Source organism: Nocardia sp. X0981 (genome assembly GCF_977089955.1).
Genome location: NZ_OZ372435.1, coordinates 5,915,286 through 5,940,771, shown reverse-complemented (window position 1 = coordinate 5,940,771; position 25,486 = coordinate 5,915,286). Strand labels below are relative to the sequence as shown.

Below are 25,486 nucleotides of genomic sequence, written 5' to 3'. Positions count from 1 at the left end.
GGCCGCAACCCCGCGTCGCCGATGAGCACCGCCGGGCCGCGACGGATCCTGGGCCTGGCCCTGCCGACCCTGGGGGTGCTGGTCGCCGAGCCGATCTATCTGTTGTTCGATCTCGCCGTGGTGGGCCGGCTCGGTGCGCTGGCGCTGGCCGGGCTCGCGGTGGGCGGGCTGATCCTCGCTCAGGTCGGTTCGCAGCTGACCTTCCTCGCCTACGGGACGACCGCCCGGTCGGCACGACGGCACGGGGCGGGTGACGAGGCGGGCGCGGTCGAGGAGGGCGTGCAGGCGAGTTGGCTGGCCGGGGGGATCGGGTTGCTGATCCTGGTGGTCGTGCAGTTCACCGCCGCACCCATCGTGGGTGCCATCGCGGGTGATGCCGAGATCGCGGGCGAGGCGCTGTCGTGGGTGCGGATCGCGCTGTTCGGGGTGCCGCTGATCCTGCTGTCCATGGCGGGTAACGGGTGGATGCGCGGAGTTCAGCAGACCCGGCGTCCGCTCACCTATGTGGTGGCAGGGCTGGCATTGTCGGCGGTCCTGTGCCCGCTGCTGGTGCACGGTGTGGCCGGGCTGCCGCGGCTGGGGCTACCCGGATCGGCGGTGGCCAATGTGGTGGGCCAGACGGTGACGGCCGGGTTGTTCCTGGGTGCCCTGGCCCGGGCCCGGGTGCCGTTGGCGCCGCACCCGGCGGTGATGAAGGCACAGCTGGTGATGGGCCGGGACCTGATCGCGCGCAGTCTCGCCTTCCAGGCCTGCTTCGTATCGGCGGCCGCGGTGGCGTCCCGGTTCGGGGCGCCGTCGGTGGCGGCGCATCAGCTGGTGCTGCAGCTGTGGAACTTCCTCGCTCTCACCCTGGATTCCCTGGCCATCGCCGCGCAGACCCTGGTCGGCGCGGCGCTGGGCGCCCGGAACGCGGCCGACGCCCGGGCGCTGGCCCGGCGGGTCACCGCGTGGTCGGAGGTTTTCGCGCTCGGGCTCGCCGCTGTGTTCGCGGCGGGTGCGACGGTGATACCGCCGTTGTTCACCGAGGACGCCGCGGTCCTGGACCGGACCGCAGTGGTGTGGTGGTTCTTCGTGATCATGATTCCGGTGGCGGGGGTGGTGTTCGCGCTGGACGGTGTGCTGCTGGGCGCCGGGGACGCGGCCTATCTGCGCACCACCACCCTCGGTGCCGCCCTGGCCGGTTTCCTCCCCGCGATCTGGTTGTCCCTGGTCTTCGATTGGGGTATCGGCGGAATCTGGTGCGGTTTGATCGCGTTCATGCTGTTGCGGCTCGTGGCGGTGAGCGCCCGGGCGCTTTCGGGGCGCTGGGTCCGGGTCGGGGCCGCCGTCCCGGTATGACCGGCCGTCGCGATACGGCCTCCGGTGTGTCCGTGCCGGCGAAGTAGTCGATATGCGAAGGTGGGTGTGGTGATACCCAAGTTGATGGCGGTGAGCGATATCCATGTCGGTCACCAGGGCAATAAGCCGGTGGTCGAGGAGATCCGTCCCGATTCCCCGGAAGACTGGCTGATCGTCGCGGGCGATGTCGCCGAACGCAGCGACGATATCCGGTGGGCGCTGAAGCTGCTGCGCGAGCGGTTCGCCACTGTGATCTGGGTGCCCGGTAACCACGAACTCTGGACCACCTCGAAGGACCCGGTCCAGATGCACGGGGCCGCCCGTTACGACTATCTGGTGTCGATGTGCCGGGATCTGGACGTCCTCACCCCCGAGGACCCTTTCCCGGTGTGGACGGGGGCGGGCGCCGAGGCGTACGGCGGCGCGGTGACCCTCGCCCCGCTGTTCCTGCTGTACGACTACAGTTTCCTGCCCGAGGGCGCGCGTACCAAGGACGAGGGGCTGGCGATCGCCCGGGAACGCAATGTCGTGGCCACCGACGAGTTCTTGCTCTCGCCCGACCCCTACCTCACCCGTGATGCCTGGTGCGACGCGCGACTGCGGTCCACCCGGCGCAAACTCGACAATCTGGCGCCGGACACCCCGCTGGTGCTGATCAACCACTTCCCGCTCGTCCGGGAACCCACGAATATGCTCTGGTACCCGGAATTCGCCCTGTGGTGCGGGACCGAGCACACCGCGGACTGGCACACCCGCTACAACGTGGTCTGTGCCGTCTACGGCCATCTGCACATACCGCGCACCACCTTCTACGACGGTGTCCGATTCGAGGAGGTCTCGCTCGGTTATCCGCGGGAATGGCAGAAGCGTGGTAAACCCGACAAACTGCTCCGCCAGATCCTGCCCGATCCGCAATACGCCCCGGGCGACCTGAACGAGTGGGGCGGGCATTTCCGGGTGACGCCGGAAATGGCCGCCGCGGCGGCGGAGATGCGGGCGGCGGCGGAGCGGCGACGGGGCCTCGCCTGAGATCGTGGGCGGGCACCCCCGGTACTCTCACTGTCGATGATCGAGACAATCCTGCCCGCCGATGTCGCCACCGCCGAATTGCTCGCCTACCCGGAGGACCTGAAAGCGCACCCCGCCGAAGAGCATCTCATCGCGAAAGCGGTGGAGAAGCGGCGGCGCGATTTCATCGGTGCGCGGCACTGCGCCCGGCAGGCGCTGGCCCAGCTGGGTGAACCGGCGGTGGCCATCGGTAAGGGTGAGCGGGGGGCGCCGGTCTGGCCGCGGGGTATCGTCGGCAGCCTCACCCACTGCGACGGGTTCCGTGGTGCGGCCCTTGCGCACAAGATGCGATACCGGTCCATCGGGATCGACGCCGAACCGCACGACACCCTGCCCGACGGTGTGTTGGATTCGGTGAGTCTGCCCGCCGAACGAGAGTGGTTGCGTACCACCGATTCCGCCCTGCATCTGGACCGGCTGCTGTTCTGCGCCAAAGAGGCCACCTACAAGGCGTGGTTCCCGCTCACCACACGCTGGCTCGGATTCGAGGACGCGCACATCACCTTCACCGTGGAGGAGGCCGCCGACGGTACAGGGGCGGGGACCTTCCGGTCGCAACTGCTGGTGCCCGGACAGACCGGTGACGGAGGTACCCCGTTGACCTCTTTCGACGGCCGCTGGCGGATCACCGACGGGTTGATCCTGACCGCGATCGCGCACAGCTGATGGGCGACGCACTGGGCGGTCTGCTGATCGTCGACAAACCGGGGGGCCCGACCAGCCACGATATCGTGGCGAAAGCGCGCAAGCTGTTGCACACCAGGAAGGTCGGGCATGCGGGCACCCTCGACCCGATGGCCACCGGTGTGCTCGTGCTCGGTGTGGAACGGGCCACCAAACTGCTGGGGCTGCTCACCCTGACCACGAAGGCCTATACGGCGACCATCCGGCTGGGATGTTCCACCACGACCGACGACGCCGAGGGCGAGGTGCTCGCCACCGCGGCGGCCGGTCATGTCACCGCGGCCGAGATCGCCGGTGGAATCGGTGCGCTCACCGGTGATATCCAGCAGGTACCGGCAACCGTCAGCGCCATCAAGGTCGGTGGGGAACGCGCCTATGCCCGGCATCGCGCCGGTGAAGAGGTGAAACTCGCGGCACGGCCGGTCACCGTATCCCGTTTCGAACTGCTGGCCCGGCGCGATCTCACCGATACGGGCCTGGTCGATCTGGATGTGGTGGTCGAATGTTCGTCCGGCACCTATGTCCGGGCCCTGGCCCGTGATCTGGGTGCGGCGCTGGGCGTGGGGGGTCACCTCACCGCGTTACGGCGTACCCGTGTCGGTCCGTTCGGGCTCGAGCACGCGCGCACGCTGGAACAGCTGGCCGAGGATCCGGTGCCGAGCCTGGATATCGACGCCGCGGTCCGGCTCTCCTTCCCGCATCGCACGATCGATACCGCCGAAGCCGAGAAGTTGCGGGACGGCCGGTGGCTGGAACCGGCCGGGATCACCGGAACCTATGCCGCGCTCACCGCGGACGGTAGCGCGATCGCTCTGCTGCAGGAGAAGGGGAAACGTGCCGCCCCGGTGTTCGTGGTGCGTCCGCGCGGGCTGATCGACTGACTCGCCGCGCTCAGCCGGGCACCGTCTCCTCGGCGTACCGCTCGCGTAACCGCGCGACCGCGTCGTCCATATGGTCGCGGAGCAGACCGTGTACCTTCGCCGGCGCGGCGGCGCCGATGGCCTCCCGCAACGCCACATGTTCCCGGGCCTGTACGCGGAGATCGGGATAGGTGGTCTGGAGGGCGCCCAGGCACATCCGGGTTTCGATCAGCAATGTGCGGGCCGCCCGGACCAGCCGGGTACTGCCCGCGGCCGCTACGAGGGCCTCATGGAACTGCTGGTCGGCATCGGAAACACCGGCCGCGTCACCCGCCGCGGCATGGTCGAGCATGGCCGCGACACTCGGGCCGAGAGCCTGGTAGGCGATATCCCGGCGGCCGTCGAGGATCAGTGCCAGCGCGCCACTTTCGATCGCGGTGCGGGAGCGGTAGATATCGACGACATCGGCGAGGGTGAGCTCGATGACGAAGATGCCCCGATTACGGATGCTGTACAGCAGACCTTCCGACACCAGCCGCTGCATGGCTTCCCGGACGGGGCCCCGGGAGACCCCGAATTGTGCCGCCAGATCGGCCTCGCCCAGTTGTGTGCCCGGTTCCAGTCCGCCGCGCATGATCGCCTCACGCAGCGAGTCCGCGATCATCTCGGCCGTGGACCGCTGGTTGACCGGTTCGAAATCAACCACCGACATGAGCAAACCTTTCCGCGAACAGCGCCCCCAGCGACGACGATATCCGGACGGTACCGGCCAGCCGCAGCCCCTCCCAGATGGTGACCTGATTGGCGGTCAGCACCGGCTTGCCCAGCGCGGCCTCGAGCCGCGGCAGGACCTCCAGGGTGTGCATGGCGGTATCGGGGACGATCAGGGCCTCGGCCTCGGGGTGGTCGCCCGCGCGGGCCAGTTCCAGCACCTGCTCCGGTCGCAGGGTGCCGACCTCGGCCGCGGTCTCGATCCCGGCGCTGCCGAACGCGGTCACGGTGATTCCGGCATCGGCGAGGAAATCGGCGAACAGCCGGGCCACGTCCTCGGGGTAGCTGGCGGCCACCGCCACTCGCCGCACACCCAGGGTCCGGGCGGCGGCCACGAACGCGAAACTGGTGCTGGAGGCGGGCACCCCCGCGGCCTCGGCCAGTCCACGGACCTGTTCGCGTGCCCCGTCCGGTCCGTAGACGAAACTTCCCGAAGTGCATGCCCAGACCACGGCGTCCGGTGTGTACGCGGCCAGCTGCGCGGCCCCGTGCCGGAGCTTGTCCGGGCTGCCGAGGTCCAGCAGTTCGGGTACCGCGTGCAGATCGGTGCCGTAGATATGGGCGACCGGCAGCCGGACGCCGAGCAGGCCCTCCGCCCGCGGGTAGTCGTCCTCGGCGGCGTGGTCGGGGTAGATGAAGCCGATGGTCGGTACCGACATGGGCACTCCGTTTCCGGTCGAAGTCCGGTTGGTGGGCATCATGTTTCAGAAAACCTCCAGCAGCCACCGGCCGGGACCCATCATGGGCAGTTTCATCCGCCCGAGACAGGCCCACATGGTGAGCTGATTGGCCGTCAGGATCGGTTTGCCCAATATCTTTTCCAGCGGTTCGATGATGTCGTAGGTGGGCAGGTTGGTGCAGCTGACGAAGATCGCCTCGGCCAGGGGGTCGTCCGCGCCGAGGATGCGCTCGGCGATGGTGCGGTAGTTGACTTTCCAGATCCCGCCACCGAGTCCCAGGTGTTCCGAACGCACCACCGTGCATCCGGCTTCGTCGAGGAAGTCGCGCAGTTTGCCGGTGAGGATCTCGTCGTAGGGGGTCATGATCGAGATATGACCGATGTTCAGGTGCCGGACGGCTTCCAGCAGCGCGCCGGAGGTGGTGATCGCGTTCGGGGCACCGGCCCGGCAGATGGTCTCGCGCAGCGACCGTTCGTATTCGATGCCCTTGATGAAGCTCCCCGAGGTGCACAGATAGGCCACCACTTCGGGTTCCACGTGCAGCACGTTGCGGGTCGCGGCGGTCAGATGTACGGCATCGGAAACCAATTCGGCCATGGCCAGCGAGACCGGGACGGGTTCGTACGGGGTCCGGGCCAGATGCAGACTCACCTCCAGCGGGGCCCAGCGCCAGAGCTCACGTTCCAGTGCCAGGTCGAACGGTGCGATGACGCCGATGCCCCGTTGTGCGACAGGACCCTCGATATCGGGAAAATCGAACTCCACTGTGGCCCCTCTCGCACTCAGCCGGGAAGACCTCCGAGGACGATCGGATTGTTGACAATCATACGATGTGATCATACTGTGTCAATATGAAATCGGGTCCCGTTGTCACCGTGGTACACAGTGACCAGCTGCCCGACCCGGCCCTGATGGCGCCGGTGAGCGCCCGGGCCACCGTGCGGTACACCGATTCCGCCGGCCTGGCGGAGGCGTTGCCCGGCGCCGATGTGCTGTTCGTCTACGACTTCCACACACGCGCGGTCCCCGCCGCATGGCCCGCGGCCGACCGGTTGCGCTGGTTGCACATCGGCGCTACCGGGGTCGATACGGTGATGTTCCCCGAATTGCGCGCCAGCGACGTGGTGGTCACCAATACGCGCGGCGTCTTCGATACGGCTATAGCCGAGTATGTCCTCGGGCAGATCCTCGATTTCGCGAAAGACCTGACCGGTTCGAACCGGCTGCAGCGGCAGCGGATCTGGCGGCACCGCGAATCCGAGCGTATCGCCGGAGCCACCGCCCTCGTCGTCGGCACCGGATCGATCGGACGCACCATCGCGAGACTGCTCCGCGCCGTCGGTATGCACATCCGTGCGGTCGGGCGCCGTCCCCGTACCGGCGACCCGGATTTCGGCACCGTGAGTACCGATCTGTACGCCGAACTGCCCGCGGCCGATTACGTCATCGCCATCGCCCCGCTCACCGAGCAGACCCGGCAGATGTTCGACTGCCGCGCGTTCGCCGCCATGAAACCGCACGCCCGCTTCGTCAACGTCGGCCGTGGCGAGCTCGTGGTGACCGACGACCTCGTGGCCGCTCTCCGGTCCGGTTCGATCGCGGGTGCGGCTCTGGACGTGGTGGAACCGGAACCGCTCCCCTCCGGACATCCGCTGTGGGACCTGCCGAACGCCCGGATCACCCCCCACAACTCAGGTGATTTCATCGGCTGGCGTGCCGCGATCGTCACCGCGTTCACCACCAATTTCGCGCACTGGTCGGCAGGCCGGCCGCTGGACAACGTCGTCGACAAAACGCTCGGGTACGTGCCCGGCTGAAGGAGGGCCGCATGAGCCAACCGGAGACCCCTCGACCCACCGACCCGACGGCGATGACCGCCGTCGAGCTGGTCTCGGCCTACGCCGCCGGAGCGCTGTCCCCCGTCGAGGCGACCGAGGCGGTGCTCGCGGCCGTCACCGAACGGGACGGCGCGATCAACGCCTACTGCCTCGTCGATCCCGACCGGGCACTGGCTCAGGCCAAGGATTCCGCGGCCCGCTGGCAATCCGGGCACGTCCGCGGTCTGCTCGACGGTGTACCGATTTCGCTCAAGGACATCTTCCTCACCGAGGACTGGCCCACCCGTCGCGGTTCGCGCAGTATCGACCCGGCCGGGCCGTGGCCCGTGGACAGCCCGGTCGCGGCCCGGGTCCGCGAGGACGGCATGGTGCTCGTCGGGAAGACCACCACACCCGAAATCGCCTGGAAAGCGGTCACCGACAGCCCGCTCACCGGGATCACCCGCAATCCGGCGGATCCCACCCGTACCGCCGGAGGTTCTTCCGGCGGCAGCGCGGCGGCGGTCGCGGCCGGTATGGGTCCGGTGTCGATGGGTACCGATGGTGGCGGCAGCATCCGCATTCCCGCGGCGTTCTGCGGCATCGTCGGGTTCAAACCCACCCACGGCCGGATCCCGCTCTACCCCGCCAGCCCGTTCGGTCCGCTGGCGCATGCCGGCCCGCTCACCCGCACCGTCGAGGACGCGGCCCTGCTGCTGGATATCGTGGCGCTGCCCGACCCCCGCGACCCCACCGCCCTCGCTTCCACCCTCACTACCTTCCGCGGCCAGATCCAGCGTGAAGTGCGCGGGGTGACCGCCGCCTACTCTCCGACCCTCGGATATGTGCGGCCCGACCCCGAGGTCGAGTCGATCGTTGCCGCGGCGGTGCGGCAACTGGACGAGGCGGGCCTGCGCGTCTCCGTCGCGGACCCGGGTTTCCCCGACCCACGTGCCGCCTTCGACGTGATGTGGGCCGCCGGAGCCGCCGCCATGCTGGCGGGTTTCCCGCCCGGTGCCCGCGAGAACGCGGACCCGGGGCTGCGCCGCGTCTGGGAGTACGGCGAAACGCTCAGCGCGATCGACTATCTCGACGCACGTAACACCGCCGCCCAGGTCGCTATCACCATGGGCACCTTCCACACCGCCTATGACATATTGATCACCCCCACGATGCCCATCACCGCGTTCGAGGCCGGACACGACGTCCCGCCGGGCAGCGGTATGAGCGGGTGGCCGGAGTGGACGCCCTACACCTACCCGTTCAACCTCACCCAGCAACCGGCCCTCAGCATTCCGGTGGGCCGCACGAGCGAGGGATTGCCGGTGGGGATGCAGATCGTGGGGCCCCGGCATTCGGACGACCTCGTGCTGGCGGTGGGGCGGTACGCGGAAGCAGTGTTGAATTAATTGCCCTGCCTCCGGCGGCGCGGGGGCGAGCGGTGTCCGATGGCGCCGCCTGCGGCGGCGCGGGGCGGGGCCCGCCCATGGACGCCGGCCATGTGAAGGAGGCGGGCGTGCAGCCGAGCCTCAGTGGGCTGTGGTTCGCGGAGACAAGGGCTGCGAACGGGCGGCCGGGAGGTCTCTTCAGGCCCGGGCGAAGGCGAGAGTTTCCCCGGCCACCCCGTGCAGCCAGAGGTTGTTGCAGGCCGTGGCCAGTTCGCCGAGCCCTTCCTCGATGGTGGCGAACACATTGCCGGGGACCCAGCCGAGGTCACCGTTGATGAGCAGGTTGTTGCGGCCGTAGAAGAGGGCGAGGTCGGTGGCGCCCTGGGCGTGGTGGGCGGCGGAACCGGGCTCGTAGCCGTAGGCGGGGTTGCCGATCTCCCAGGGTTCGAAATCGAACAGGCAGACGTCGCCGGGTATCGGGGTGACGGTGGGGTTCTCCCGATGCGGGGCCCCGGAGATCCGGGGGACCAGGGTATAGACCTCGTTGCGGGCGTACTTGGCGTGGAAGGCGTCACCCTCCTGCGGGAGGGCGTCCCATACCGCGGCGCAGGTGCGCGGTGCCTCGGTATCGAGTAGGCGGGCTCGGCAGGTGATCCCGGCCTTGGTGAGGGTGATCGTCATATAGCGCGCCATCAATCCGTCCTGATCGTCGGGCGTAGGGAACCGGCGGTGCCGCCGGGAGGTTCGCTCGGGTCAGCGATCGAGTTCGGCGAGCACATCGGACCAGAGGTCGAGGGCATCGGCGATCTGGGTTTCGGTGACGATGAGCGGGGGGATCATGCGGACCACGTTCATATGCGCGCCGCAGGTCAGCAGGAGCAGGCCCTTGGCAGCCGCGAGTTGCTGGGCGGCGGTGGCCGTCTCCCGGTCGGGGGTGCCGTCGGGCGCGGTGAATTCGGCGCCCACGAGCAGGCCCAGCCCGCGGGTGTCCCCGATGGCCTTGGATTCGGCCGCGCGCACCCCGGTGAGCAACTGGTCGCCGCGGATCGCGGCGTTCTGCACCAGGTTCTCCGATTCGATCACCTCCAGGGTGGCGATCGCGGCGGCGCAGGCGACAGCGTTGCCGCCGTAGGTGCCGCCCTGGGAACCGGGCCAGGCCTTGGCCATGAGTTCGGCGGAGGTGGCGATGCCCGAGAGCGGGAACCCGCTGGCCAGCCCCTTCGCCATGGTGATCACATCCGGTCGTACGTCGAAGTGCTGGTGGCCGAAGAATTTTCCGGTGCGCCCGAAACCGGTCTGGATCTCGTCGAAGATCAGCAGGATGCCGTGGCGATCCGCGCGCTCGCGCAGCCCCTCGAAGAAAACCCGGTTACCCGGGATGTAGCCGCCTTCGCCGAGCATCGGCTCCACGATGAACGCGGCCGTTTCCGCGGGGGAGGTGAGGGTGGCGAACAGATAGTCGAGTTCGCGTAGCGCGAACGAGGTGGCCTCGGCCTCGCTCCACCCGTACCGGTAGGCGGTGGGGAAAGGGGCGACGTGCACGCCGGGCATGAGCGGGCTGAAACCGGCGGAGAACCGGGTTCCGGAGGTTGTCATGGTGGCAGCCGCTACGGTGCGGCCGTGGAAGCCGCCGTGGAAGACGATCACATTGGGCCGCCCGGTGGCCTGCCGCGCCAGCCGCAGCGATGCCTCGACCGCTTCGCTGCCGGAGTTGGCGAAGAACACCGAGTCCAGTCCCTCGGGCAGTACCGTGCCCAGCCGTTCGGTCAGCTCCAGCAGGGGCCGGTGCATCACGGTCGTGTATTGGCCGTGGATGAGTTTCGCGACCTGGGCCTGAGCCGCCGCGACCACATGCGGATGGCAGTGTCCGGTGCTGGTGACACCGATACCGGCGGTGAAATCCAGGTATCGACGGCCGTCGGCGTCGTAGACGTAGCAGCCCGTGCCGTGGTCGACGACGACCGGGGTGGCCTGCTTCAGGATCGGAGAGAGTTCGGCCATGTTTCCGCCTCTGGGGAGGGTCGGCGCGGGGTGCGGACCGACGAGTGGGCGAGATCGTAAAATTGTCGGATTGTTGACAATATGGATAGCACGTAGGCCGGACCCGCGGCAATGCCTGCGCGCGCAAGAGCGCGAATCGAGGGATATCGGGAATGCGGAACGCTGGAAGCTACTCGCCCAGCCAGATCGCCTCCGCGGCGATACTGCCCAGGTCCGTCAATGATTCGTCGCGACCGATCCGTACCGCGATGGTGCCGGCGAAATCGCGCCGCTCGACCACCGCGATCGGAGTATCCAAGGCGATGCCGACCGAATCGAAGTACCGCAGCATCTCCGGATCGGAATCGGAGATCCGGGCAACCCGGCCCGAATCACCGGCCGCGAAATCGCTCAACCGCCGGGCCGGTGGAGTGGGTACCGCGCCGTCCACCGAGGGGATCGGATCGCCGTGCGGATCACGATCCGGGAAACCGAGTTTCGCGTCGATCCGCGCCATCAGCAGCTCCGAGACGGCATGTTCGAGGATCTCCGCCTCGTCGTGCACCTCGTCCCAACCGTAGCCGAGCTCGCTCACCAGGAAAGTTTCGATCAGCCGGTGCCGGCGGACCATGGTGATCGCGGCCCGGCGGCCCTCCTCGGTCAGCGCGATCGAACCGTAGCGGGCATGTTCCACCAGCCCCTGGTCCGATAACTTGCGCACCGCCTCCGACACCGTCGACGCGGAGACGCCGATACGCTCGGCGAGCAGTTTGGTGCTCACCCGCTCCTGCGACCACTCCTGGGCGGTCCAGATGACTTTCAGGTAGTCCTGAGCCACCGACGACAGACCCGGAGCGGCCGATTCCCCGGCGTCGGCGAGGTCCCTTCGGGTGGCGATATCTCGTTTTCCGGGCACGACCCCGAGCTTAGGCATTCCGGGCGTGCTCCACCTAGACGGTCCGGTCGGCCGCGGTCCGCGGGAGGCGGAGACCATCGATCGCCACCGCCGGGAAACCCCGTATCCGCTCCGGCGTGACGCGGCCGCGGACCGGTCGCACCCGTAATACGGTACGGCCACTTGTTTGCGTAGGCTTGGCGTCTGTGCAGAGGTGGCGAAGTCTCGACGACGTACCCGCGGACTGGGGGCGGTGCGTTCTCACGATCGGCGTTTTCGACGGTGTTCATCGCGGGCACGCGCAGCTGATCAGCCGGGCGGTGAAGTCCGCTGCCGCGCGCGGCGTGCCGGCCGTTCTGATGACCTTCGATCCGCATCCGCGGGAGGTGATCCGGCCCGGTTCGCATCCGGCGCAGCTCACCACCCTCACCCGGCGGGCCGAACTCGCCGAGGAACTGGGTGTGGACGTTTTCTGCGTGATGCCCTTCACCCACGATTTCATGAAACTCACCCCCGCCGAATACGTCCACGATCTGCTGGTGGAGCGCTTGCACGTCGCCGAGGTCGTGGTCGGCGACAACTTCACGTTCGGGAAGAAGGCCGCGGGCACCGTGGCCACCATGCGTGAACTCGGCAACCGATTCGGCTTCGCCGTGGACGCGGTCACCCTGCTGGGCGAACACGCCGTCACCTTCTCCTCCACCTATATCCGCGCGTGCGTCGACGCCGGTGATATGGCCGCCGCCGCGGACGCGCTGGGCCGGCCGCACCGGGTCGAGGGGGTGGTGGTGCACGGTGACGGTCGCGGCCGCGCGCTGGGCTTCCCCACCGCCAATGTCGCCCCGCCGATGCACGCCGCGATTCCCGCCGACGGGGTCTACGCGGGCTGGTTCACCGTTCTCGGGCCCGGCCCCACCACCGGTACCGTCACACCGGGTGAACCCGCGATGGCGGCGATCTCCGTCGGCACCAATCCCACCTTCTCCGGCCGGGTTCGGACCGTCGAGGCCTACGTGCTGGACCGGGAGGCCGATCTCTACGGGCAGCACGTGGCGGTGGACTTCGTGGATCACCTGCGCGGGATGAAGAAATTCGATTCCCTCGACGAGTTGATCGCCGCCATGGGCCGGGACGTGGATGCCGCCCGCAGAATTCTCGAGGCGGCCGACCGGCCGCCCCGGCGGAATCCGGCCGCGGGGCTCGGGTAAGGTGGCCCCTCGGGTCTGCTGCGGTCCGCGGCGGCGCCCATCCCGGAATCGACCGGCCGGAGGAACCGTCTACGGCGGTACCTTGCCACGGTCCGGCGGCCGGGTTCCTCGAGCGCGGAACTGAGATACAGGAGTGGATGCCCCATGGCGTTGACCACCGAGCAGAAGAAGTCGATTCTCGCCGAGTACGGTCTGCACGAGAAGGACACCGGTTCGCCGGAGGCGCAGATCGCGCTGCTGTCCAAGCGGATCTCCGAGATCACCGAGCACCTCAAGAAGCACAAGCACGATCACCACACCCGGCACGGGCTGATGGCGCTGATCGGCCGCCGCAAGCGGCTGTCGAAGTACCTGCAGAACAAGGATATCGAGCGCTACCGCAGCCTGATCGAACGCCTGGGTCTGCGGCGCTGACAGACCGTGAAACGCCCGGTTCCCCGAGCCGGGCGGCACACATGCCGACGGGGCGCATACAATCGCCTCGTCGGCGTTTTCGTGTGCGGGTCACGTCCCGCACCCGAGAACGACAGAACCAGCCGTGCACACCCGCGCTCGTGGCGTCGGTCTTCGGTAGTGGCTTTTCGGCCCGGATGCGATGCGCCGGAGAGCTTCGATCGATGACCGCCTCCGCGTCGCCGGCTCCAAGGGGAACCGGCCGGGTGTACGCGCCGCAGCCCATATACGGCCACCGCTGACCGCCGACGGTCACCGCGGTTCCGCCGTCGCGCCGCGTCCATACCTGGTACGGCTGACACAGCCGGATCGCGCCACTGTGGCGCCGTATCCGGCGAGACGAGAGGTTGAGAACAGAGAATGCCAGAAACCACCGAACGCTCGAAGAGCTCGGCCATCGAGGTCGAACCGGGTGTTTTCGAATCCGTAGCGCTGATCGACAACGGCGTGTTCGGCACCCGCACCGTCCGTTTCGAAACGGGCCGGCTCGCGAAACAGGCCGCGGGCTCGGTCGTCGCCTACCTCGACGAGGAGACCATGCTGCTGTCGGCAACCACCGCCGGTAAGCACCCCAAGGACCAGTTCGATTTCTTCCCGCTCACCGTGGATGTCGAAGAGCGGATGTACGCGGCGGGCCGCATCCCCGGTTCCTTCTTCCGCCGGGAAGGACGTCCCTCCACCGACGCCATCCTCACCTGTCGCCTGATCGACCGGCCGCTGCGCCCGTCGTTCGTCGACGGCCTGCGTAACGAGATCCAGGTCGTGGTGACGGTGCTGAGCCTGGATCCGAAGGATCTCTACGATGTGGTCGCCATCAACGCGGCGTCGGCTTCCACCCAGATCGCGGGCCTGCCGTTCTCCGGCCCGGTCGGTGGCGTGCGGGTCGCCCTGATCAACGACCCGGCCGCCGGGACCGGCGCCGGTGGCCAGTGGGTGGCGTTCCCGAACGTCGAGCAGCTGGAGAAGGCCGTTTTCGATATGGTCGTGGCCGGCCGGGTCACCGACAGCGGCGATGTCGCGATCATGATGGTCGAGGCCGAGGCCACCGAGAAGGTGATCGAGCTGGTCGCCGACGGTGCGCAGGCGCCGACCGAGGCCGTCGTCGCCGAGGGCCTGGAAGCCGCCAAACCGTTCATCGCCCGCCTCTGCCGGGCCCAGCAGGACCTGGCCGTGCTGGCGGCCAAGCCCACCGAGGATTTCCCGCTGTTCCCGCCGTACGCCGAGGACGCGTACACCGCCGTCGAGGAGGCCGCCGGAACCGCGTTGTCGGAGGCGCTGAGCATTGCCGGCAAGCAGGAACGCGAGGAGAAGATCGACGAGATCAAGCTCGACGTGCTGTCCCGCCTCGGCGAGGCGTTCGAGGGCCGGGAGAAGGAACTCGGCGCCGCGTTCCGCTCGGTCACCAAGAAGCTGGTCCGGCAGCGCATCCTCACCGACGGTTTCCGGATCGACGGTCGCGGTCTGGCCGATATCCGAGCCCTGTCCGCCGAGGTCGCCGTGGTGCCGCGGGCGCACGGTTCGGCGCTGTTCGAGCGTGGCGAAACCCAGATCATGGGGGTGACCACGCTGGATATGGTCAAAATGGCGCAGCAGGTGGATTCGCTCGGCCCCGAGACCTCCAAGCGCTATATGCACCACTACAACTTCCCGCCGTACTCCACCGGTGAAACCGGCCGGGTCGGTTCGCCGAAGCGGCGCGAGATCGGGCACGGCGCACTGGCCGAGCGGGCGCTGATCCCGGTGCTGCCGAGCCAGGACGAGTTCCCCTACGCCATCCGGCAGGTCTCCGAGGCGCTGGGCTCCAACGGATCCACCTCCATGGGTTCGGTCTGCGCGTCGACGCTGTCGCTGCTCAACGCCGGTGTACCGCTCAAGGCGCCGGTCGCGGGTATCGCGATGGGTCTGGTGTCGGACACCGTCACCAACGAGGCCGGCGCGCAGGAAGTCCGCTACGTGGCGCTGACCGATATCCTCGGTGCCGAGGACGCGTTCGGCGATATGGACTTCAAGGTCGCCGGTACCCGGGATTTCGTCACCGCCCTGCAGCTGGACACCAAGCTCGACGGTATTCCCTCGCAGGTGCTCGCCGGTGCGCTGGGCCAGGCCCACGACGCCCGGACCACCATCCTGGACGTGATGGCCGAGGCCATCGCCACCCCGGACGAGATGAGCCCCTACGCGCCGCGGGTCACCGCGATCAAGATCCCGGTCGACAAGATCGGCGAGGTGATCGGCCCCAAGGGCAAGGTGATCAACCAGATCACCGAGGACACCGGCGCCAATATCTCCATCGAGGACGACGGCACCGTATTCGTCGGTGCCACCGACGGGCCCTCGGCGCAGGCCGCGATCGACGCGATCAACGCCATCGCGAACCCGCAGCTGCCCAAGGTGGGGGAGCGGTTCCTCGGCACCGTGGTCAAGACCACGGCGTTCGGTGCGTTCGTTTCGCTGCTGCCCGGCCGCGACGGCCTGGTGCACATCTCCAAACTGGGTAACGGCAAGCGGGTGGCCAAGGTCGAGGACGTGGTGAACGTCGGCGACAAACTGCGGGTGGAGATCGCCGATATCGACAACCGCGGCAAGATCTCGCTGGTGCCCGTCGAGGAGAGCGCCGACGAGGCGCCCGCCGATGCGGACAACGCGGCGGCCGAGTAGTACTGGTCGTGTGACGGAGCAGAAAACGACGGCCCCCCTGCGCCCGAGTGGGCAGGGGGGCTCGTCATCGACGTGGCGGATCGGCGAAACGGTCGATATCGACAACGGAGTGCGGCGAACCGTCCTACCGGGTGGACTGCGTGTGGTGACCGAACAGGTGCCCGGGGTGCGCTCGGCATCGGTCGGGGTCTGGGTGGGGGTCGGCTCGCGCGACGAGGGCCCGACCGTCGCCGGGGCGGCGCATTTCTTGGAGCACCTGCTGTTCAAGGCCACGCCCACGCGGTCGGCGCTGGATATCGCCGAGGCCATGGACGCGGTCGGCGGGGAACTCAACGCGTTCACCGCCAAGGAACAGACCTGCTACTACGCCCATGTGGTGGACGAGGATCTGCCGCTGGCGGTCGACCTGGTCACCGATGTAGTGCTCAACGGGCTGTGCCGGGCCGCGGACGTGGATGTGGAGCGGCAGGTGGTGCTGGAGGAGATCGCGATGCGCGACGACGATCCGGAGGATCTCGTCGGCGATGCGTTTCTCACCGCGCTGTTCGGCGATCATCCGATCGGCCGGCCGATCATCGGGTCCGTCGAATCCATCGAGGGTATGCGGGCGAGCCAGCTGCGCTCCTTCCATCAGCGCCGCTACACCCCCGATCGGATGGTGGTGGCGGTGGCCGGGAACATCGAGCACGAGCACACCGTGGAACTGGTGCACCGCGCCGTCGCCGGCCGGCTCGATCCGGTAGCTGTGCCGGCGCCCCGCCGGGAGGGTCGTTTCCGCCCGAAATCGACCCCCACCCTGACCCATGGTTACCGGGACAGCGAGCAGGCCCATCTGGTGTTCGGTGTACGGGCCTACGGACGGCACGAGGGAGAGCGGCGGTGGCCGCTGTCGGTGCTGAACACGGTGATCGGTGGGGGTTTGAGCTCGCGCCTGTTCCAGCGCATCCGGGAGGAGCGTGGGCTGGCCTATTCGGTGTACTCCAGTGTGGACACCTTCGCCGACACCGGTGCGTTCTCGGTGTATCTGGGATGTCAACCGGAGAATCTGGGTGAGGTGGCGGCACTGGCACGCGGGGTGCTGGAGGAGGTCGCCGCCGACGGCATCACCGATGCGGAATGCGCGCGGGCCAAGGGTTCGCTGCGCGGTGGGCTGGTGCTCGGCCTGGAGGATTCCGGCTCCCGGATGAACCGTATCGGCCGTAGCGAACTCAGCTACGGCAACCATCGCAGTGTGTCCGAAACCCTGACCCGGATCGACGCTGTCACCACCGAGGAGGTCACCGCGGCGGCGCGTACGTTGCTGGCGCGGCCGTTCGCCGCTTCGGTTGCCGGGCCGTACCGGTCGACCCGCGAATTACCCGCTGCCGTGCGCCGGCTCGTCGGTTAGCTTCCGGACGGTTCGGGGGCGGCCCGGTTCGTTTCGGCGACCGGGCCGTTTCCGTGTCCGGGTGTGTCAGGTCCGGGCCGCGCGGTTGGCGGCGTTCACCACCGAATCGAGCAGGCCGGGCAGGTCCCGGTCGAGGTCGTGCCGGCGTAGCCGCTGGTAGGTCTGTCCCTCGACGGTGAGCCGTTCGATCACGCCTGCCTCGCGCAGGATTTTGAAGTGGTGGGTGGCAGTCGATTTGTTGATCACGTCGTACAGTGCGGCGCAGCGGACGGCTTCGTCGGCGTTGTGTAACCGGCGGACCATCTCGAGGCGCACCGGATCCTGCAGCGCGGCCAATACCACCGGTAGTGCGGCCACCGGTGGGTTCGTGGTGTCCGGGAGGGGTGTGGTGTGCGTCATGATCTACTCACTCGGGTTTGATGATCATCAAACCTCGGATAGGCTCGATTAAGTTCGATACACGTCAAACTTACCTGTTCGGGGATTCCATGTCAGCGACACCGGCGGTACCCACCGGCACCAGAACCAACCAACCGTGGGCGTATGCCCTGGTCCTCGCCGCCACCGGCGTGGCCCTCGGCGTCTCCGGAGTGCCCGCGCCGCTCTACGGCCTCTACGAACAGCAGTGGCACTTCTCTCCGCTCACCACCACCATCGTCTTCGCGGTCTATGCGATCGCCGCGCTCGGTGCGGTCCTGGTCTCCGGCCGGATCTCCGATGTCGTCGGCCGTAAACCCGTGCTGCTCGGCGCATTCGCCCTCATGATCGCCGGGCTGGGGATCTTCGTCCTCGCCGACACCGTGCCGATGCTGCTCGCCGCCCGAGCCCTGCACGGCATGGCCGTCGGTGCGACAGTGGTCGCCGGCGCCGCGGCGCTGCTGGATCTGCGGCCGCACCGCGGAGCGCGCTCCGGCCAGCTCAGCGGCGTCGCGTTCAATGTCGGTATGGCCGTGGCGATCATGGGTTCGGCCCTGCTGGCCCAATACGCGCCGCACCCACTGCGCACTCCCTATCTGGCGATCAGCATCGTCTGCCTGCTCGTCACAGCCGGAGTGCTGGCCCTACGCGAACCGCACGCCGAACGGATCGCCGGACGTATCCGGATCGCCCGCCCGGCGATACCGCACGAGATCCGGGGCGATTTCTGGTTCTCCGCCATGGGCGTCATGGCGGCATGGTCGGTACTGGGCGTCCTGCTCTCGCTGTACCCGTCCCTGGCCGCCCAGCAGACCGGTATCCACAATCTGGTGTTCGGCGGAGTGGTGGTCGCGGCGACAGCGAGCGCGGCCGCGGCCGCCCAGCTGTTCGCCACCGCGATTCCGGCCCGCCGCGCCGCCGTCGCCGGAGATATCGGGATGGCTTTCGCCCTGCTCCTCACCGTGCCGGCGCTCGGTACCCACAACTGGGTCGCCGTCCTGGCGGCCGGAGTGCTGCTCGGCGCCACCTTCGGCCTCGGATTCGGCGGATCCCTGCGTCATCTCTCGCATGTGGTCCCGCAGCATCGCCGCGGCGAGACGATGTCGGCCTACTATCTCCTCGCCTACACCTCGATGGCACTGCCGACCGTCCTGGCCGGATGGGCCGCCACCACGTGGGGCCTGCACACCGTCTTTCCCTGGTTCGTCGGAATCGTGGCGGTGGCCTGTCTCGCCGCCGCGACGCTGGGATTGCGCCGCGGCGGCAGCTGAGACCGCCGGCTACTCGGGCCAACCCCCGTAGGGGACCGTGATCAACTCCATGTAGTGACCGCTGGGATCCAGGAAGTACACACCGCGGCCGCCGTCGTGGTGATTGATCTCGCCGGCATGCTTCTGCTGCGGATCGGCCCAATGCTGGAGGCCGTAGCGCTGGATCTTGGCGTACGCGGTGTCGAATTCCGCCTCCGAGACCAGGAAAGCGTAGTGCTGGGCCGGGATCTCGGTCACATGAGCGGGGACATTCGCGAAATCGAACGTCACCCCGTTGGCGGTGGGCAGCGGAATGAACGGGCCCCATTCGGTGCCCGGTTCCAAACCCAGGATATCGGCCCAGAATTCGGCCGACACCCGGTTGTCACGACAGCCGACAATGGTGTGGTTGAACTGGATGGACAAAGAGAACTCTCCTCGAGTCGTGACGGTCCCGACCCCGGGCTCGGTACAAGGCGGCCAACGGGAGCACCGTCACGGTGCTCCATCATAGTTCGATCCGGATCGAGATCGCGGCCTCGCCGCCTAACGTGGTGACCATGAAGATTCGTGGGGCAGTCCTGGAACGGATCGGCGCCACCGCGCCGTACGCGGAATCGGCGCCGATCACCATCAGTGAACTCGACCTCGCCGAACCCCGACCCGGCGAACTCCTGGTTCGGATCGAAGCGGCCGGATTGTGCCATTCCGACCTGTCGGTGGTCGACGGAAACCGGGTGCGCCCGGTGCCCATGCTGCTCGGGCACGAAGCCGCCGGGAAGATCGTCCGGGCGGGTGCCGGCGCCGATCTGCCGCCCGGCCGACGGGTGGTGATGACCTTCCTGCCGCGCTGCGGGGAATGCGCCGGCTGCGCCTCGGGCGGCCGCACACCGTGCGTACCCGGTAGCGCCGCCAACAACGCCGGGGAACTGCTGGGCGGCGGCCGTCGGCTGCACCGGGCGGGTATCGAAGTGCACCATCATCTCGGTGTCTCGGGATTCGCCACCCACGCCGTGGTGGACCGGCGCTCCGTGGTGCCCGTCGACGACGACGTCCCGCCGGAAATCGCCGCCGTACTCGGCTGCGCGGTACTGACCGGCGGTGGGGCGCTGCTGAACTCGGCGCGGCCCACCGCTTCGGATCGGGTCATGGTGGTCGGGCTCGGCGGTGTGGGTATGGCGGCGGTCCTGGTGGCGGTATCGCTGGGGGTGCGCGAGGTGATCGCGGTCGATACGGTGCCGGAAAAACTGGCGCTGGCCCGCGAGCTCGGGGCGACGAGCGGGCACACCCCCGAGGACATCGGTGACCGGGGAATCCGGGCCGATGTGGTCGTGGAAGCGGTGGGTTCGGCCCGGGCCTTCGAAAGCGCTGTGGCGGCAACGGCCCCGGGCGGGGTCACGGTGACGGTGGGACTGCCCTCTCCCGACGCCCGCGCCAGTATCTCCCCGCTGGGTTTGGTGGCGCAGGGACGGTCGATCGTCGGCAGCTACCTCGGCTCGGCGGTGCCCGCGCGAGATATCCCGCAATACGTCCGGATGTGGCGGGAGGGCCGGCTTCCGGTGGAAAAACTGATCTCGGCGCGAATCGGGCTGGACGATATCAACGAGGCCATGGACGAACTCGCCGCGGGGCACGCGCTGCGGCAGATGATTCTCTTCTGAGCTGTGCGCCGCCGGTGCCGCCGGTGCCGCGGAATAAACTGGCCCCGATAATCCGGCGAGAGTAGGGAGTGAGCAGGTGACGGCACCGGTTCGGGTTGGTGTGCTGGGGGCACGGGGCAAGGTCGGGCGGGCCGTCTGCGCGGCGGTCGAAGCGGCCGGTGATCTCGAGTTGGTGGCCGAGGTCGACAAGGACGACCCCCTTACCCGGTTCACCGAGACCGGGGCCCAGGTGGTCGTGGATTTCACCCACCCGGATGTCGTGATGGACAATCTCCGGTTCCTGGTGGAGAACGATATCCATGCCGTGGTCGGCACCACCGGTTTCGACAGCGCCCGGCTCGACCGGGTGCGCGGCTGGCTGGCCGAGCACCCCGGAGTGGGTGTACTGATCGCGCCGAACTTCGCGATCGGTGCGGTGCTGTCCATGCGTTTCGCCGAGCAGGCGGCCCGGTTCTTCGAATCGGTCGAGGTGATCGAACTGCATCACCCGAACAAAGCCGATGCCCCCTCGGGCACTGCCTATCGCACCGCCGGGATCATCGCCGAGGCCCGCAAACAGGCCGGGGCGGGGCCCGTCCCGGACGCGACCACCAGCGAGCTCGCCGGGGCACGTGGCGCCGAAGTCGAGGGGGTGCGAGTGCACTCGGTGCGCCTGGCCGGGCTGGTCGCCCATCAGGAGGTGCTGTTCGGCACGCAGGGTGAGACGCTGACCATCCGGCACGATTCGATCGACCGTTCGTCGTTCGCGCCGGGCGTGCTGCTGGGGGTCCGGGAGATCGGGCAGCGACCGGGACTGACCGTCGGGCTCGACCCGTTCCTCGACCTGTGAGCGAATCCGGCGGATCCGGCCCGGACCGCGCCGTCGTGAAAATCGTCGCCGTGGTGGCCGCGCTGGTCCTGGCGCTGATCTTCTACTTCGTGTGGCTCGGCCGGATCGCGGTGCGCCTGCTGACTTCCGGTGATGCGGCGGCCATCGGGCTCGGCGTCGGGGTGATGATCCTGCCGCTGCTGGGGGTGTGGATGGTGGTGTCCACCCTCCGGTCCGCGCTGGAACATCAGCGGCTGGCCCGCCGTATGCACGAGGAGGGGCGGGAATTGGATGTGTCCGGCCTGCCGCGCCGGCCGTCGGGCCGTATCGAGCGCCAGGCCGCCGACGACCTGTTCCGCACCGTGCGGAAGGAATGGGAAGCCGACCCGGACAACTGGCGGGTCTCCTACCGGCTGGCTCGCGCCTACGATTACGCCGGTGACCGCGCGCGTGCCCGCGAGACCATGCGCCGGGCAGTGGAGTTGGAGAAGCGCGAACGCGAGGCGGGGCCCCGCTGACCCGGCCCCGGAGCGCCGTCCCGGCCGCCGCCGCACGGGCCGGGTACGGGTCGCCGGGTGGATGCGGGCGTTAGGCTCGGCGCTGTGCCGAGGTTGCTGATCATCCATCACACTCCGTCTCCGCATACGCAGGAGATGTTCGAAGCCGTGCTGGCCGGGGCGACCGACCCGGAGATCGAAGGTGTGGAAGTGGTGCGCCGAGCCGCATTGGCCGTGACACCGAGCGACGCGCTGGGTGCGGATGGTTTCCTGCTCGGCACCCCGGCGAACCTGGGCTATATGAGCGGTGCCCTGAAAGTGGCGTTCGACCTCCTGTACTACCCGTGCCTGGACTCGACGCGGGGGCGGCCGTACGGCCTGTACGTGCACGGGAACGAGGGCACCGAGGGCGCGCAGCGCAGTGTCGAATCGGTGACCACCGGTATGGGCTGGGTCAAGGCCGCGGAACCGGTTGTGGTGATGGGGAAACCGGCGAAGGCGGATCTGGAGAAGTGCTGGGAGTTGGGCGCGACGGTAGCGGCCACGCTGATGGAGTGAAGCAGCGGGCCCGGCCGGGTCGGCACCCCCTGAAATCCGGGGCTGACCGTGCGGCGCGGAGACCGCCATACTGCTGTGGGTGGGAATCGTGTCCGAGGGAGTTGTGCGGTGACAGCGAGTGTCGCGGAGGTGGATGTTCCTCGTCGGATCGGCCTGGTGGAGGATCACGAATCGGTGGCCATCGGTTTGGCGGCGATGCTCGGACCGGAACCGGATCTGGAATTGGTGGCGACCGCCGGCACTGTCGCCGAACTGCTCGAGCATCCGGACTGTCGTCTCGGTGGCGTGTGGTCGCTGGATCTGGTCGTGCTAGATCTGCGGCTCGCCGATGATTCCGCCCCCGGCGACAATGTGCGGGCGTTACGCGAGAACGGAGTCGAGGTACTGGTGTTCACCGGTGCCGAGAACCCCTATCTGGTGCGTTCGGCCGCCCGGGCCGGGGTGCTCGGGGTGGTCCGCAAATCCGAGGCCGTCTCGGCGGTGGTCACGGCGGTGCGGCGCGCGGCATCCGGGGAGCAGGTGGTGACCACCGACTGGGCCGCCGCCATCGACGGCGATCCACAGCTGGCCAGCGTCGGTTTGAGCCCACGGCAGGAAGAAGTGCTCACGCTGTACGCGTCCGGCGAGAAAGCGTCGAGAGTGGCGCGGATGACCGGGCTCTCGGAGCAGACGGTCAACGATTATCTGGGCCGGATCCGGCAGAAGTACGCCGATGCGGGACGTCCCGCGCCCACCAAGACCGACCTGTACAAACGGGCGATCGAGGACGGCTGGCTTCCGGTACCGGAACATCGCCCGTCGTGAACGCGACTCCCGTGACGGCGGGCCCGGCCGCGCTGTCCCTCCCGGCACTGTCGCGAGGCGTGCGCGTATTTCTCTCCCGTTCCCTCCGCTCCGGCCCCGAACCCGCCGTGGACCGGGTGGTGCGCCGGTTGAGCCTGGTGATCGGTATCGGCGGAACCGTCGCCGCCGTGTTCGAACTACCCGAGATCGTCCTGCAGCAGCACGAGGGGCCCCTGATCCGGACCGCGCTCACCGTGGCGATGGCCTTCGGTATGTTGCCGGTGCTCGCGGTGGTATCGGTGGTCGCCGGGCCGCGGCTCATCCGGGCGGTGGCGGGCACCGCCGCGGTCGGCTATCTCACGGCGATGACGCTGGCGACGCTCTACCACTACGAGACCGCGCAGGACCCCGGTGCGATCTGGGCGCATCGGTTGATCGCCGTGGGTGTTCTGGCGGCCGCGCTGGCCTGGCGGCCGGTGTTCGCGGGCGGCTATCTCGTGATCGCCTCCGCGATCCCGGGTATCGCGCTGTTCTTCATGTTCGACGACACATCGGTGTCGGCCACGGCCGGCCGGATCGTACGGCACGCCGGGCTGTGCCTGCTCGTTCTGTGGTGCGTGGTACACGCCCGGGCCGCTGGTGAGCGGGTGGACCGGGAATCGGCGGTGGCGAGCGAACGCGCGGCGAAGGTCGCGGGTACCGCGGCCCGGGAGCGGGAGCGGGCGCGCTTCGCGGCGCTCATCCACGACGCGGTGCTGTCCACACTTCTGGACGCGTCCCGGACCGAAACCCCCTCGCCGGCGCTGCGGGCCCAGGCCGTACGCACCCTCGAGCGGCTCGACGCGATGCGGGTCAGCGCTACCGGTCCGGAATACCTGGACGTCGACGCGGCGATCGGTTTCTTGCGTTCGGCGGTGCGTGAGGTGCACACCGAGCTCGAGTTCAAGGCCTACCGCGGGGGTAACGGGGGAGACCTACGGCTCCCGGTGGCCGCCGCCGGCGCGCTGGCGGCGGCACTGGCGGAGGCCGTTCGCAACAGCCTGCGCCACGCGGGGATGCCCGGCCGCCCCGTGCGGCGCACTGTCACCGTCACCGTCGGTGCGGGCGGCCTGCGGGTGGTGATGCGCGACGACGGTGTGGGCTTCGACCGGTCGGCCGTGCCGGCCGACCGGCTCGGTATCTCGGTGAGTGTGCTCGGCCGGATGCGGCAACTGGCGGGCGGTGCGGGTTTCGTGGAATCGGAACCGGGAGAGGGGACCACGGTGACCCTGATGTGGGGTAGCTCCGAGGGAGATACCGATGCCTGATCGGGCCGGTGATATCGAACTTCCGGCATTGCTGGGTATGCGTGGCCGGCCGGGCCGGGTCTTCGCGGGCGGGCTCGTCGTCACGATCGCGCTGTACATGGTGCCGCCCTTCCGCGATGTGCCGAATGCCCAGGCGGTCCTGGCTTTCACGGCCGTGCTGGCCGCCGCGGCGATCCTGATGCTGGTGCCCGGTGACCCGCTCTCCTGGCCGGCCACGGCGCTCGTGCTGGTCGCGGGACCGCTCGCCGTGGTACTGACCCACCTGAACATCGCGGAGGACGCGCTGCGCCAGCCGTGGGCGGCTTTCGCCTTCTCCTATGTGCTGGGCGTGCTGGTGTTACGCGACCGGATCGGCGCGGCATGGCTGGGTGTGGTGGCTGTCGCGGTGACCATCGCGGCTGTCGTTCTCGTGCTGGATATCGCGATCGGCTCGCTCTACGTGTTGATCGCCGCGCTGGCGACCGTGGCCGGGGCGTCGGTGTGCGCGCTGATCCTGCGTCCTATGCAGCGTTCGCTGCGGCTACTGCACGAGGAGACGGCCATGCGCGCGGCCGCCGAGGCCGCTATAGCAGCCGAACAGGCCGAGCGGGTGCGCCAACTCGAGCGATTGGACGAGGTCGCGCGGCCGATGCTCGAGCGGATCGCCCGCGGTGACGAGCTCAGCGCCCGCGAGCGGGCGCAATGCTGGCTGCTGGAGGCCGAACTCCGCGATGGCCTGCGGGCGCCGCAGCTGGTGACCGACGAGCTGAGCAGGGCCGCGCGTGGCGCCCGGGCGCGCGGGGTGGAGGTACTGCTGCTCGACGACGGTGGTTTCGTGGAGGTGACCCCAGCGGTGCGCCGGCAAGTGGTGGAACTCGCCGTGCGGGAACTCGACGCGGCCGAGGCGGGGTCGGTCACGGTCCGGGTGCTTCCGGTGGGGCGGCGGAATATCGCCACGGTGCTCGCCAATGCTCCCGGGGGAGACCGGCGCACCGAGGTCGCTACCACCGGTGTAGTGCGGGTCTCCACCTGAGGCGGT

At 68.7% G+C, this 25,486-nt stretch carries 26 protein-coding genes; 18 read left to right on the top strand and 8 right to left on the bottom strand.

Features of this window, described 5'->3' with window-relative positions; translation table 11 throughout:
- The first annotated feature begins 21 nt into the window (after positions 1-21).
- The 4 genes from ACYR7D_RS26315 (at position 22) to truB (ending at position 3,971) form a co-directional block, all read left to right on the top strand.
- Entirely contained in the window at positions 22-1,338 is a 1,317-nt protein-coding gene (locus tag ACYR7D_RS26315; protein WP_459547194.1) for an MATE family efflux transporter, read from the top strand.
- An 84-nt stretch (positions 1,339-1,422) separates the two neighbouring features.
- On the top strand, positions 1,423-2,367 hold the full coding sequence (locus ACYR7D_RS26310) for a metallophosphoesterase family protein (RefSeq protein ID WP_459550301.1): 945 nt from the start codon (positions 1,423-1,425) through the stop codon (positions 2,365-2,367).
- Between the two features lie 36 nt (positions 2,368-2,403).
- Positions 2,404-3,072, top strand: coding sequence for a 4'-phosphopantetheinyl transferase Npt (gene npt / locus ACYR7D_RS26305; protein WP_459547193.1), 669 nt, complete (start codon positions 2,404-2,406; stop codon positions 3,070-3,072).
- Complete coding sequence (gene truB, locus ACYR7D_RS26300) at positions 3,072-3,971, top strand: tRNA pseudouridine(55) synthase TruB (protein ID WP_459547192.1); 900 nt, start codon at positions 3,072-3,074, stop codon at positions 3,969-3,971. The genes npt and truB overlap by 1 nt, the downstream gene beginning before the upstream one ends.
- Before the next feature lie 10 nt (positions 3,972-3,981).
- Here the strand turns inward: truB and ACYR7D_RS26295 are convergent, their stop codons facing one another.
- Genes ACYR7D_RS26295 through ACYR7D_RS26285 form a run of 3 tightly spaced genes read right to left on the bottom strand, consistent with a single transcriptional unit; the run spans position 3,982 to position 6,166 of the window.
- Positions 3,982-4,662 carry a GntR family transcriptional regulator gene (locus ACYR7D_RS26295; protein WP_459547191.1) on the bottom strand — a complete coding sequence of 227 codons (681 nt, stop codon included), beginning with the start codon at positions 4,660-4,662 and terminating at the stop codon, positions 3,982-3,984.
- On the bottom strand, positions 4,649-5,380 hold the full coding sequence (locus tag ACYR7D_RS26290) for a maleate cis-trans isomerase family protein (RefSeq protein WP_459547190.1): 732 nt from the start codon (positions 5,378-5,380) through the stop codon (positions 4,649-4,651). Before ACYR7D_RS26290 ends, ACYR7D_RS26295 begins: the two co-directional genes overlap by 14 nt.
- 45 nt (positions 5,381-5,425) lie before the next feature.
- Positions 5,426-6,166, bottom strand: coding sequence for a maleate cis-trans isomerase family protein (locus tag ACYR7D_RS26285; RefSeq protein ID WP_459547189.1), 741 nt, complete (start codon positions 6,164-6,166; stop codon positions 5,426-5,428).
- Positions 6,167-6,252: 86 nt separating this feature from the next.
- Here ACYR7D_RS26285 and ACYR7D_RS26280 point away from each other — a divergent pair, with 86 nt between their 5' ends.
- Both ACYR7D_RS26280 and ACYR7D_RS26275 read left to right on the top strand, forming a co-directional pair.
- Positions 6,253-7,218: a D-2-hydroxyacid dehydrogenase gene (locus ACYR7D_RS26280; RefSeq protein WP_459547188.1), complete on the top strand. Its 966-nt coding sequence runs from the start codon at positions 6,253-6,255 to the stop codon at positions 7,216-7,218.
- Positions 7,219-7,229: 11 nt separating this feature from the next.
- On the top strand, positions 7,230-8,627 hold the full coding sequence (locus ACYR7D_RS26275) for an amidase (protein WP_459547187.1): 1,398 nt from the start codon (positions 7,230-7,232) through the stop codon (positions 8,625-8,627).
- A 177-nt stretch (positions 8,628-8,804) separates the two neighbouring features.
- Here the strand turns inward: ACYR7D_RS26275 and ACYR7D_RS26270 are convergent, their stop codons facing one another.
- The 3 genes from ACYR7D_RS26270 to ACYR7D_RS26260 all read right to left on the bottom strand — a co-directional run bounded on the left by ACYR7D_RS26270 (position 8,805) and on the right by ACYR7D_RS26260 (position 11,520).
- Entirely contained in the window at positions 8,805-9,299 is a 495-nt protein-coding gene (locus ACYR7D_RS26270; RefSeq protein ID WP_459547186.1) for a DUF3830 family protein, read from the bottom strand.
- A gap of 60 nt (positions 9,300-9,359) precedes the next feature.
- Entirely contained in the window at positions 9,360-10,607 is a 1,248-nt protein-coding gene (locus ACYR7D_RS26265; protein WP_459547185.1) for an aspartate aminotransferase family protein, read from the bottom strand.
- 169 nt (positions 10,608-10,776) lie between these two features.
- Complete coding sequence (locus tag ACYR7D_RS26260) at positions 10,777-11,520, bottom strand: metal-dependent transcriptional regulator (RefSeq protein WP_459547184.1); 744 nt, start codon at positions 11,518-11,520, stop codon at positions 10,777-10,779.
- A gap of 167 nt (positions 11,521-11,687) precedes the next feature.
- Between ACYR7D_RS26260 and ACYR7D_RS26255 the strand changes: the two genes are divergently transcribed.
- The 4 genes from ACYR7D_RS26255 to ACYR7D_RS26240 all read left to right on the top strand — a co-directional run bounded on the left by ACYR7D_RS26255 (position 11,688) and on the right by ACYR7D_RS26240 (position 17,187).
- On the top strand, positions 11,688-12,689 hold the full coding sequence (locus ACYR7D_RS26255) for a bifunctional riboflavin kinase/FAD synthetase (protein WP_459547183.1): 1,002 nt from the start codon (positions 11,688-11,690) through the stop codon (positions 12,687-12,689).
- Between the two features lie 144 nt (positions 12,690-12,833).
- Complete coding sequence (gene rpsO / locus ACYR7D_RS26250; protein WP_459547182.1) at positions 12,834-13,103, top strand: 30S ribosomal protein S15; 270 nt, start codon at positions 12,834-12,836, stop codon at positions 13,101-13,103.
- 399 nt (positions 13,104-13,502) lie between these two features.
- Positions 13,503-15,800 carry a polyribonucleotide nucleotidyltransferase gene (locus ACYR7D_RS26245; protein WP_459547181.1) on the top strand — a complete coding sequence of 766 codons (2,298 nt, stop codon included), beginning with the start codon at positions 13,503-13,505 and terminating at the stop codon, positions 15,798-15,800.
- Positions 15,775-17,187 (top strand): M16 family metallopeptidase, encoded by a 1,413-nt coding sequence (locus tag ACYR7D_RS26240; protein WP_459547180.1) that lies wholly within the window; start codon positions 15,775-15,777, stop codon positions 17,185-17,187. Before ACYR7D_RS26245 ends, ACYR7D_RS26240 begins: the two co-directional genes overlap by 26 nt.
- A 66-nt stretch (positions 17,188-17,253) precedes the next feature.
- Here the strand turns inward: ACYR7D_RS26240 and ACYR7D_RS26235 are convergent, their stop codons facing one another.
- A complete protein-coding gene (locus ACYR7D_RS26235) occupies positions 17,254-17,586 on the bottom strand; it encodes an ArsR/SmtB family transcription factor (protein WP_459547179.1) in 333 nt (110 codons plus the stop codon).
- Positions 17,587-17,675: 89 nt separating this feature from the next.
- Here ACYR7D_RS26235 and ACYR7D_RS26230 point away from each other — a divergent pair, with 89 nt between their 5' ends.
- Positions 17,676-18,875 (top strand): MFS transporter, encoded by a 1,200-nt coding sequence (locus tag ACYR7D_RS26230; protein ID WP_459547178.1) that lies wholly within the window; start codon positions 17,676-17,678, stop codon positions 18,873-18,875.
- A 9-nt stretch (positions 18,876-18,884) separates the two neighbouring features.
- Here ACYR7D_RS26230 and ACYR7D_RS26225 read toward each other — a convergent pair whose 3' ends face one another.
- Positions 18,885-19,280 carry a VOC family protein gene (locus ACYR7D_RS26225; RefSeq protein WP_459547177.1) on the bottom strand — a complete coding sequence of 132 codons (396 nt, stop codon included), beginning with the start codon at positions 19,278-19,280 and terminating at the stop codon, positions 18,885-18,887.
- A 134-nt stretch (positions 19,281-19,414) separates the two neighbouring features.
- Here ACYR7D_RS26225 and ACYR7D_RS26220 point away from each other — a divergent pair, with 134 nt between their 5' ends.
- From ACYR7D_RS26220 to ACYR7D_RS26190, 7 genes are all read left to right on the top strand, one after another.
- Complete coding sequence (locus ACYR7D_RS26220; protein ID WP_459547176.1) at positions 19,415-20,515, top strand: zinc-binding dehydrogenase; 1,101 nt, start codon at positions 19,415-19,417, stop codon at positions 20,513-20,515.
- 76 nt (positions 20,516-20,591) lie between these two features.
- The gene (gene dapB, locus ACYR7D_RS26215) at positions 20,592-21,344 is read left to right on the top strand and encodes a 4-hydroxy-tetrahydrodipicolinate reductase (RefSeq protein ID WP_459547175.1); all 753 of its coding nucleotides are present in this window, start codon (positions 20,592-20,594) and stop codon (positions 21,342-21,344) included.
- The gene (locus ACYR7D_RS26210) at positions 21,341-21,841 is read left to right on the top strand and encodes a hypothetical protein (RefSeq protein WP_459547174.1); all 501 of its coding nucleotides are present in this window, start codon (positions 21,341-21,343) and stop codon (positions 21,839-21,841) included. Before dapB ends, ACYR7D_RS26210 begins: the two co-directional genes overlap by 4 nt.
- Positions 21,842-21,976: 135 nt before the next feature.
- Entirely contained in the window at positions 21,977-22,378 is a 402-nt protein-coding gene (locus ACYR7D_RS26205) for a flavodoxin family protein (protein ID WP_459550300.1), read from the top strand.
- Positions 22,379-22,486: 108 nt separating this feature from the next.
- Positions 22,487-23,182 (top strand): DNA-binding response regulator, encoded by a 696-nt coding sequence (locus ACYR7D_RS26200; protein WP_459547173.1) that lies wholly within the window; start codon positions 22,487-22,489, stop codon positions 23,180-23,182.
- Positions 23,179-24,468, top strand: a complete 1,290-nt coding sequence (locus tag ACYR7D_RS26195; protein WP_459547172.1) for a sensor histidine kinase — start codon at positions 23,179-23,181, stop codon at positions 24,466-24,468. The genes ACYR7D_RS26200 and ACYR7D_RS26195 overlap by 4 nt, the downstream gene beginning before the upstream one ends.
- The gene (locus tag ACYR7D_RS26190; protein WP_459547171.1) at positions 24,461-25,480 is read left to right on the top strand and encodes a hypothetical protein; all 1,020 of its coding nucleotides are present in this window, start codon (positions 24,461-24,463) and stop codon (positions 25,478-25,480) included. Before ACYR7D_RS26195 ends, ACYR7D_RS26190 begins: the two co-directional genes overlap by 8 nt.
- The last annotated feature ends 6 nt before the right edge of the window (positions 25,481-25,486 follow it).

What these genes read in the sequence shown, in the direction of transcription:
- npt (WP_459547193.1), top strand. Translation starts at nt 2,404, where the DNA reads ATGATCGAGACAATCCTGCCCGCCGATGTCGCCACCGCCGAATTGCTC.
- ACYR7D_RS26235 (WP_459547179.1), bottom strand. Translation starts at nt 17,586, where the DNA reads ATGACGCACACCACACCCCTCCCGGACACCACGAACCCACCGGTGGCC.
- ACYR7D_RS26270 (WP_459547186.1), bottom strand. Translation starts at nt 9,299, where the DNA reads ATGGCGCGCTATATGACGATCACCCTCACCAAGGCCGGGATCACCTGC.
- ACYR7D_RS26280 (WP_459547188.1), top strand. Translation starts at nt 6,253, where the DNA reads ATGAAATCGGGTCCCGTTGTCACCGTGGTACACAGTGACCAGCTGCCC.
- ACYR7D_RS26310 (WP_459550301.1), top strand. Translation starts at nt 1,423, where the DNA reads ATGGCGGTGAGCGATATCCATGTCGGTCACCAGGGCAATAAGCCGGTG.
- ACYR7D_RS26205 (WP_459550300.1), top strand. Translation starts at nt 21,977, where the DNA reads ATGTTCGAAGCCGTGCTGGCCGGGGCGACCGACCCGGAGATCGAAGGT.
- ACYR7D_RS26295 (WP_459547191.1), bottom strand. Translation starts at nt 4,662, where the DNA reads ATGTCGGTGGTTGATTTCGAACCGGTCAACCAGCGGTCCACGGCCGAG.
- ACYR7D_RS26245 (WP_459547181.1), top strand. Translation starts at nt 13,503, where the DNA reads ATGCCAGAAACCACCGAACGCTCGAAGAGCTCGGCCATCGAGGTCGAA.
- ACYR7D_RS26265 (WP_459547185.1), bottom strand. Translation starts at nt 10,607, where the DNA reads ATGGCCGAACTCTCTCCGATCCTGAAGCAGGCCACCCCGGTCGTCGTC.
- ACYR7D_RS26290 (WP_459547190.1), bottom strand. Translation starts at nt 5,380, where the DNA reads ATGTCGGTACCGACCATCGGCTTCATCTACCCCGACCACGCCGCCGAG.
- ACYR7D_RS26260 (WP_459547184.1), bottom strand. Translation starts at nt 11,520, where the DNA reads ATGCCTAAGCTCGGGGTCGTGCCCGGAAAACGAGATATCGCCACCCGA.
- ACYR7D_RS26240 (WP_459547180.1), top strand. Translation starts at nt 15,775, where the DNA reads ATGCGGACAACGCGGCGGCCGAGTAGTACTGGTCGTGTGACGGAGCAG.
- rpsO (WP_459547182.1), top strand. Translation starts at nt 12,834, where the DNA reads ATGGCGTTGACCACCGAGCAGAAGAAGTCGATTCTCGCCGAGTACGGT.
- ACYR7D_RS26220 (WP_459547176.1), top strand. Translation starts at nt 19,415, where the DNA reads ATGAAGATTCGTGGGGCAGTCCTGGAACGGATCGGCGCCACCGCGCCG.
- ACYR7D_RS26230 (WP_459547178.1), top strand. Translation starts at nt 17,676, where the DNA reads ATGTCAGCGACACCGGCGGTACCCACCGGCACCAGAACCAACCAACCG.
- truB (WP_459547192.1), top strand. Translation starts at nt 3,072, where the DNA reads ATGGGCGACGCACTGGGCGGTCTGCTGATCGTCGACAAACCGGGGGGC.
- ACYR7D_RS26190 (WP_459547171.1), top strand. Translation starts at nt 24,461, where the DNA reads ATGCCTGATCGGGCCGGTGATATCGAACTTCCGGCATTGCTGGGTATG.
- ACYR7D_RS26275 (WP_459547187.1), top strand. Translation starts at nt 7,230, where the DNA reads ATGAGCCAACCGGAGACCCCTCGACCCACCGACCCGACGGCGATGACC.
- ACYR7D_RS26315 (WP_459547194.1), top strand. Translation starts at nt 22, where the DNA reads ATGAGCACCGCCGGGCCGCGACGGATCCTGGGCCTGGCCCTGCCGACC.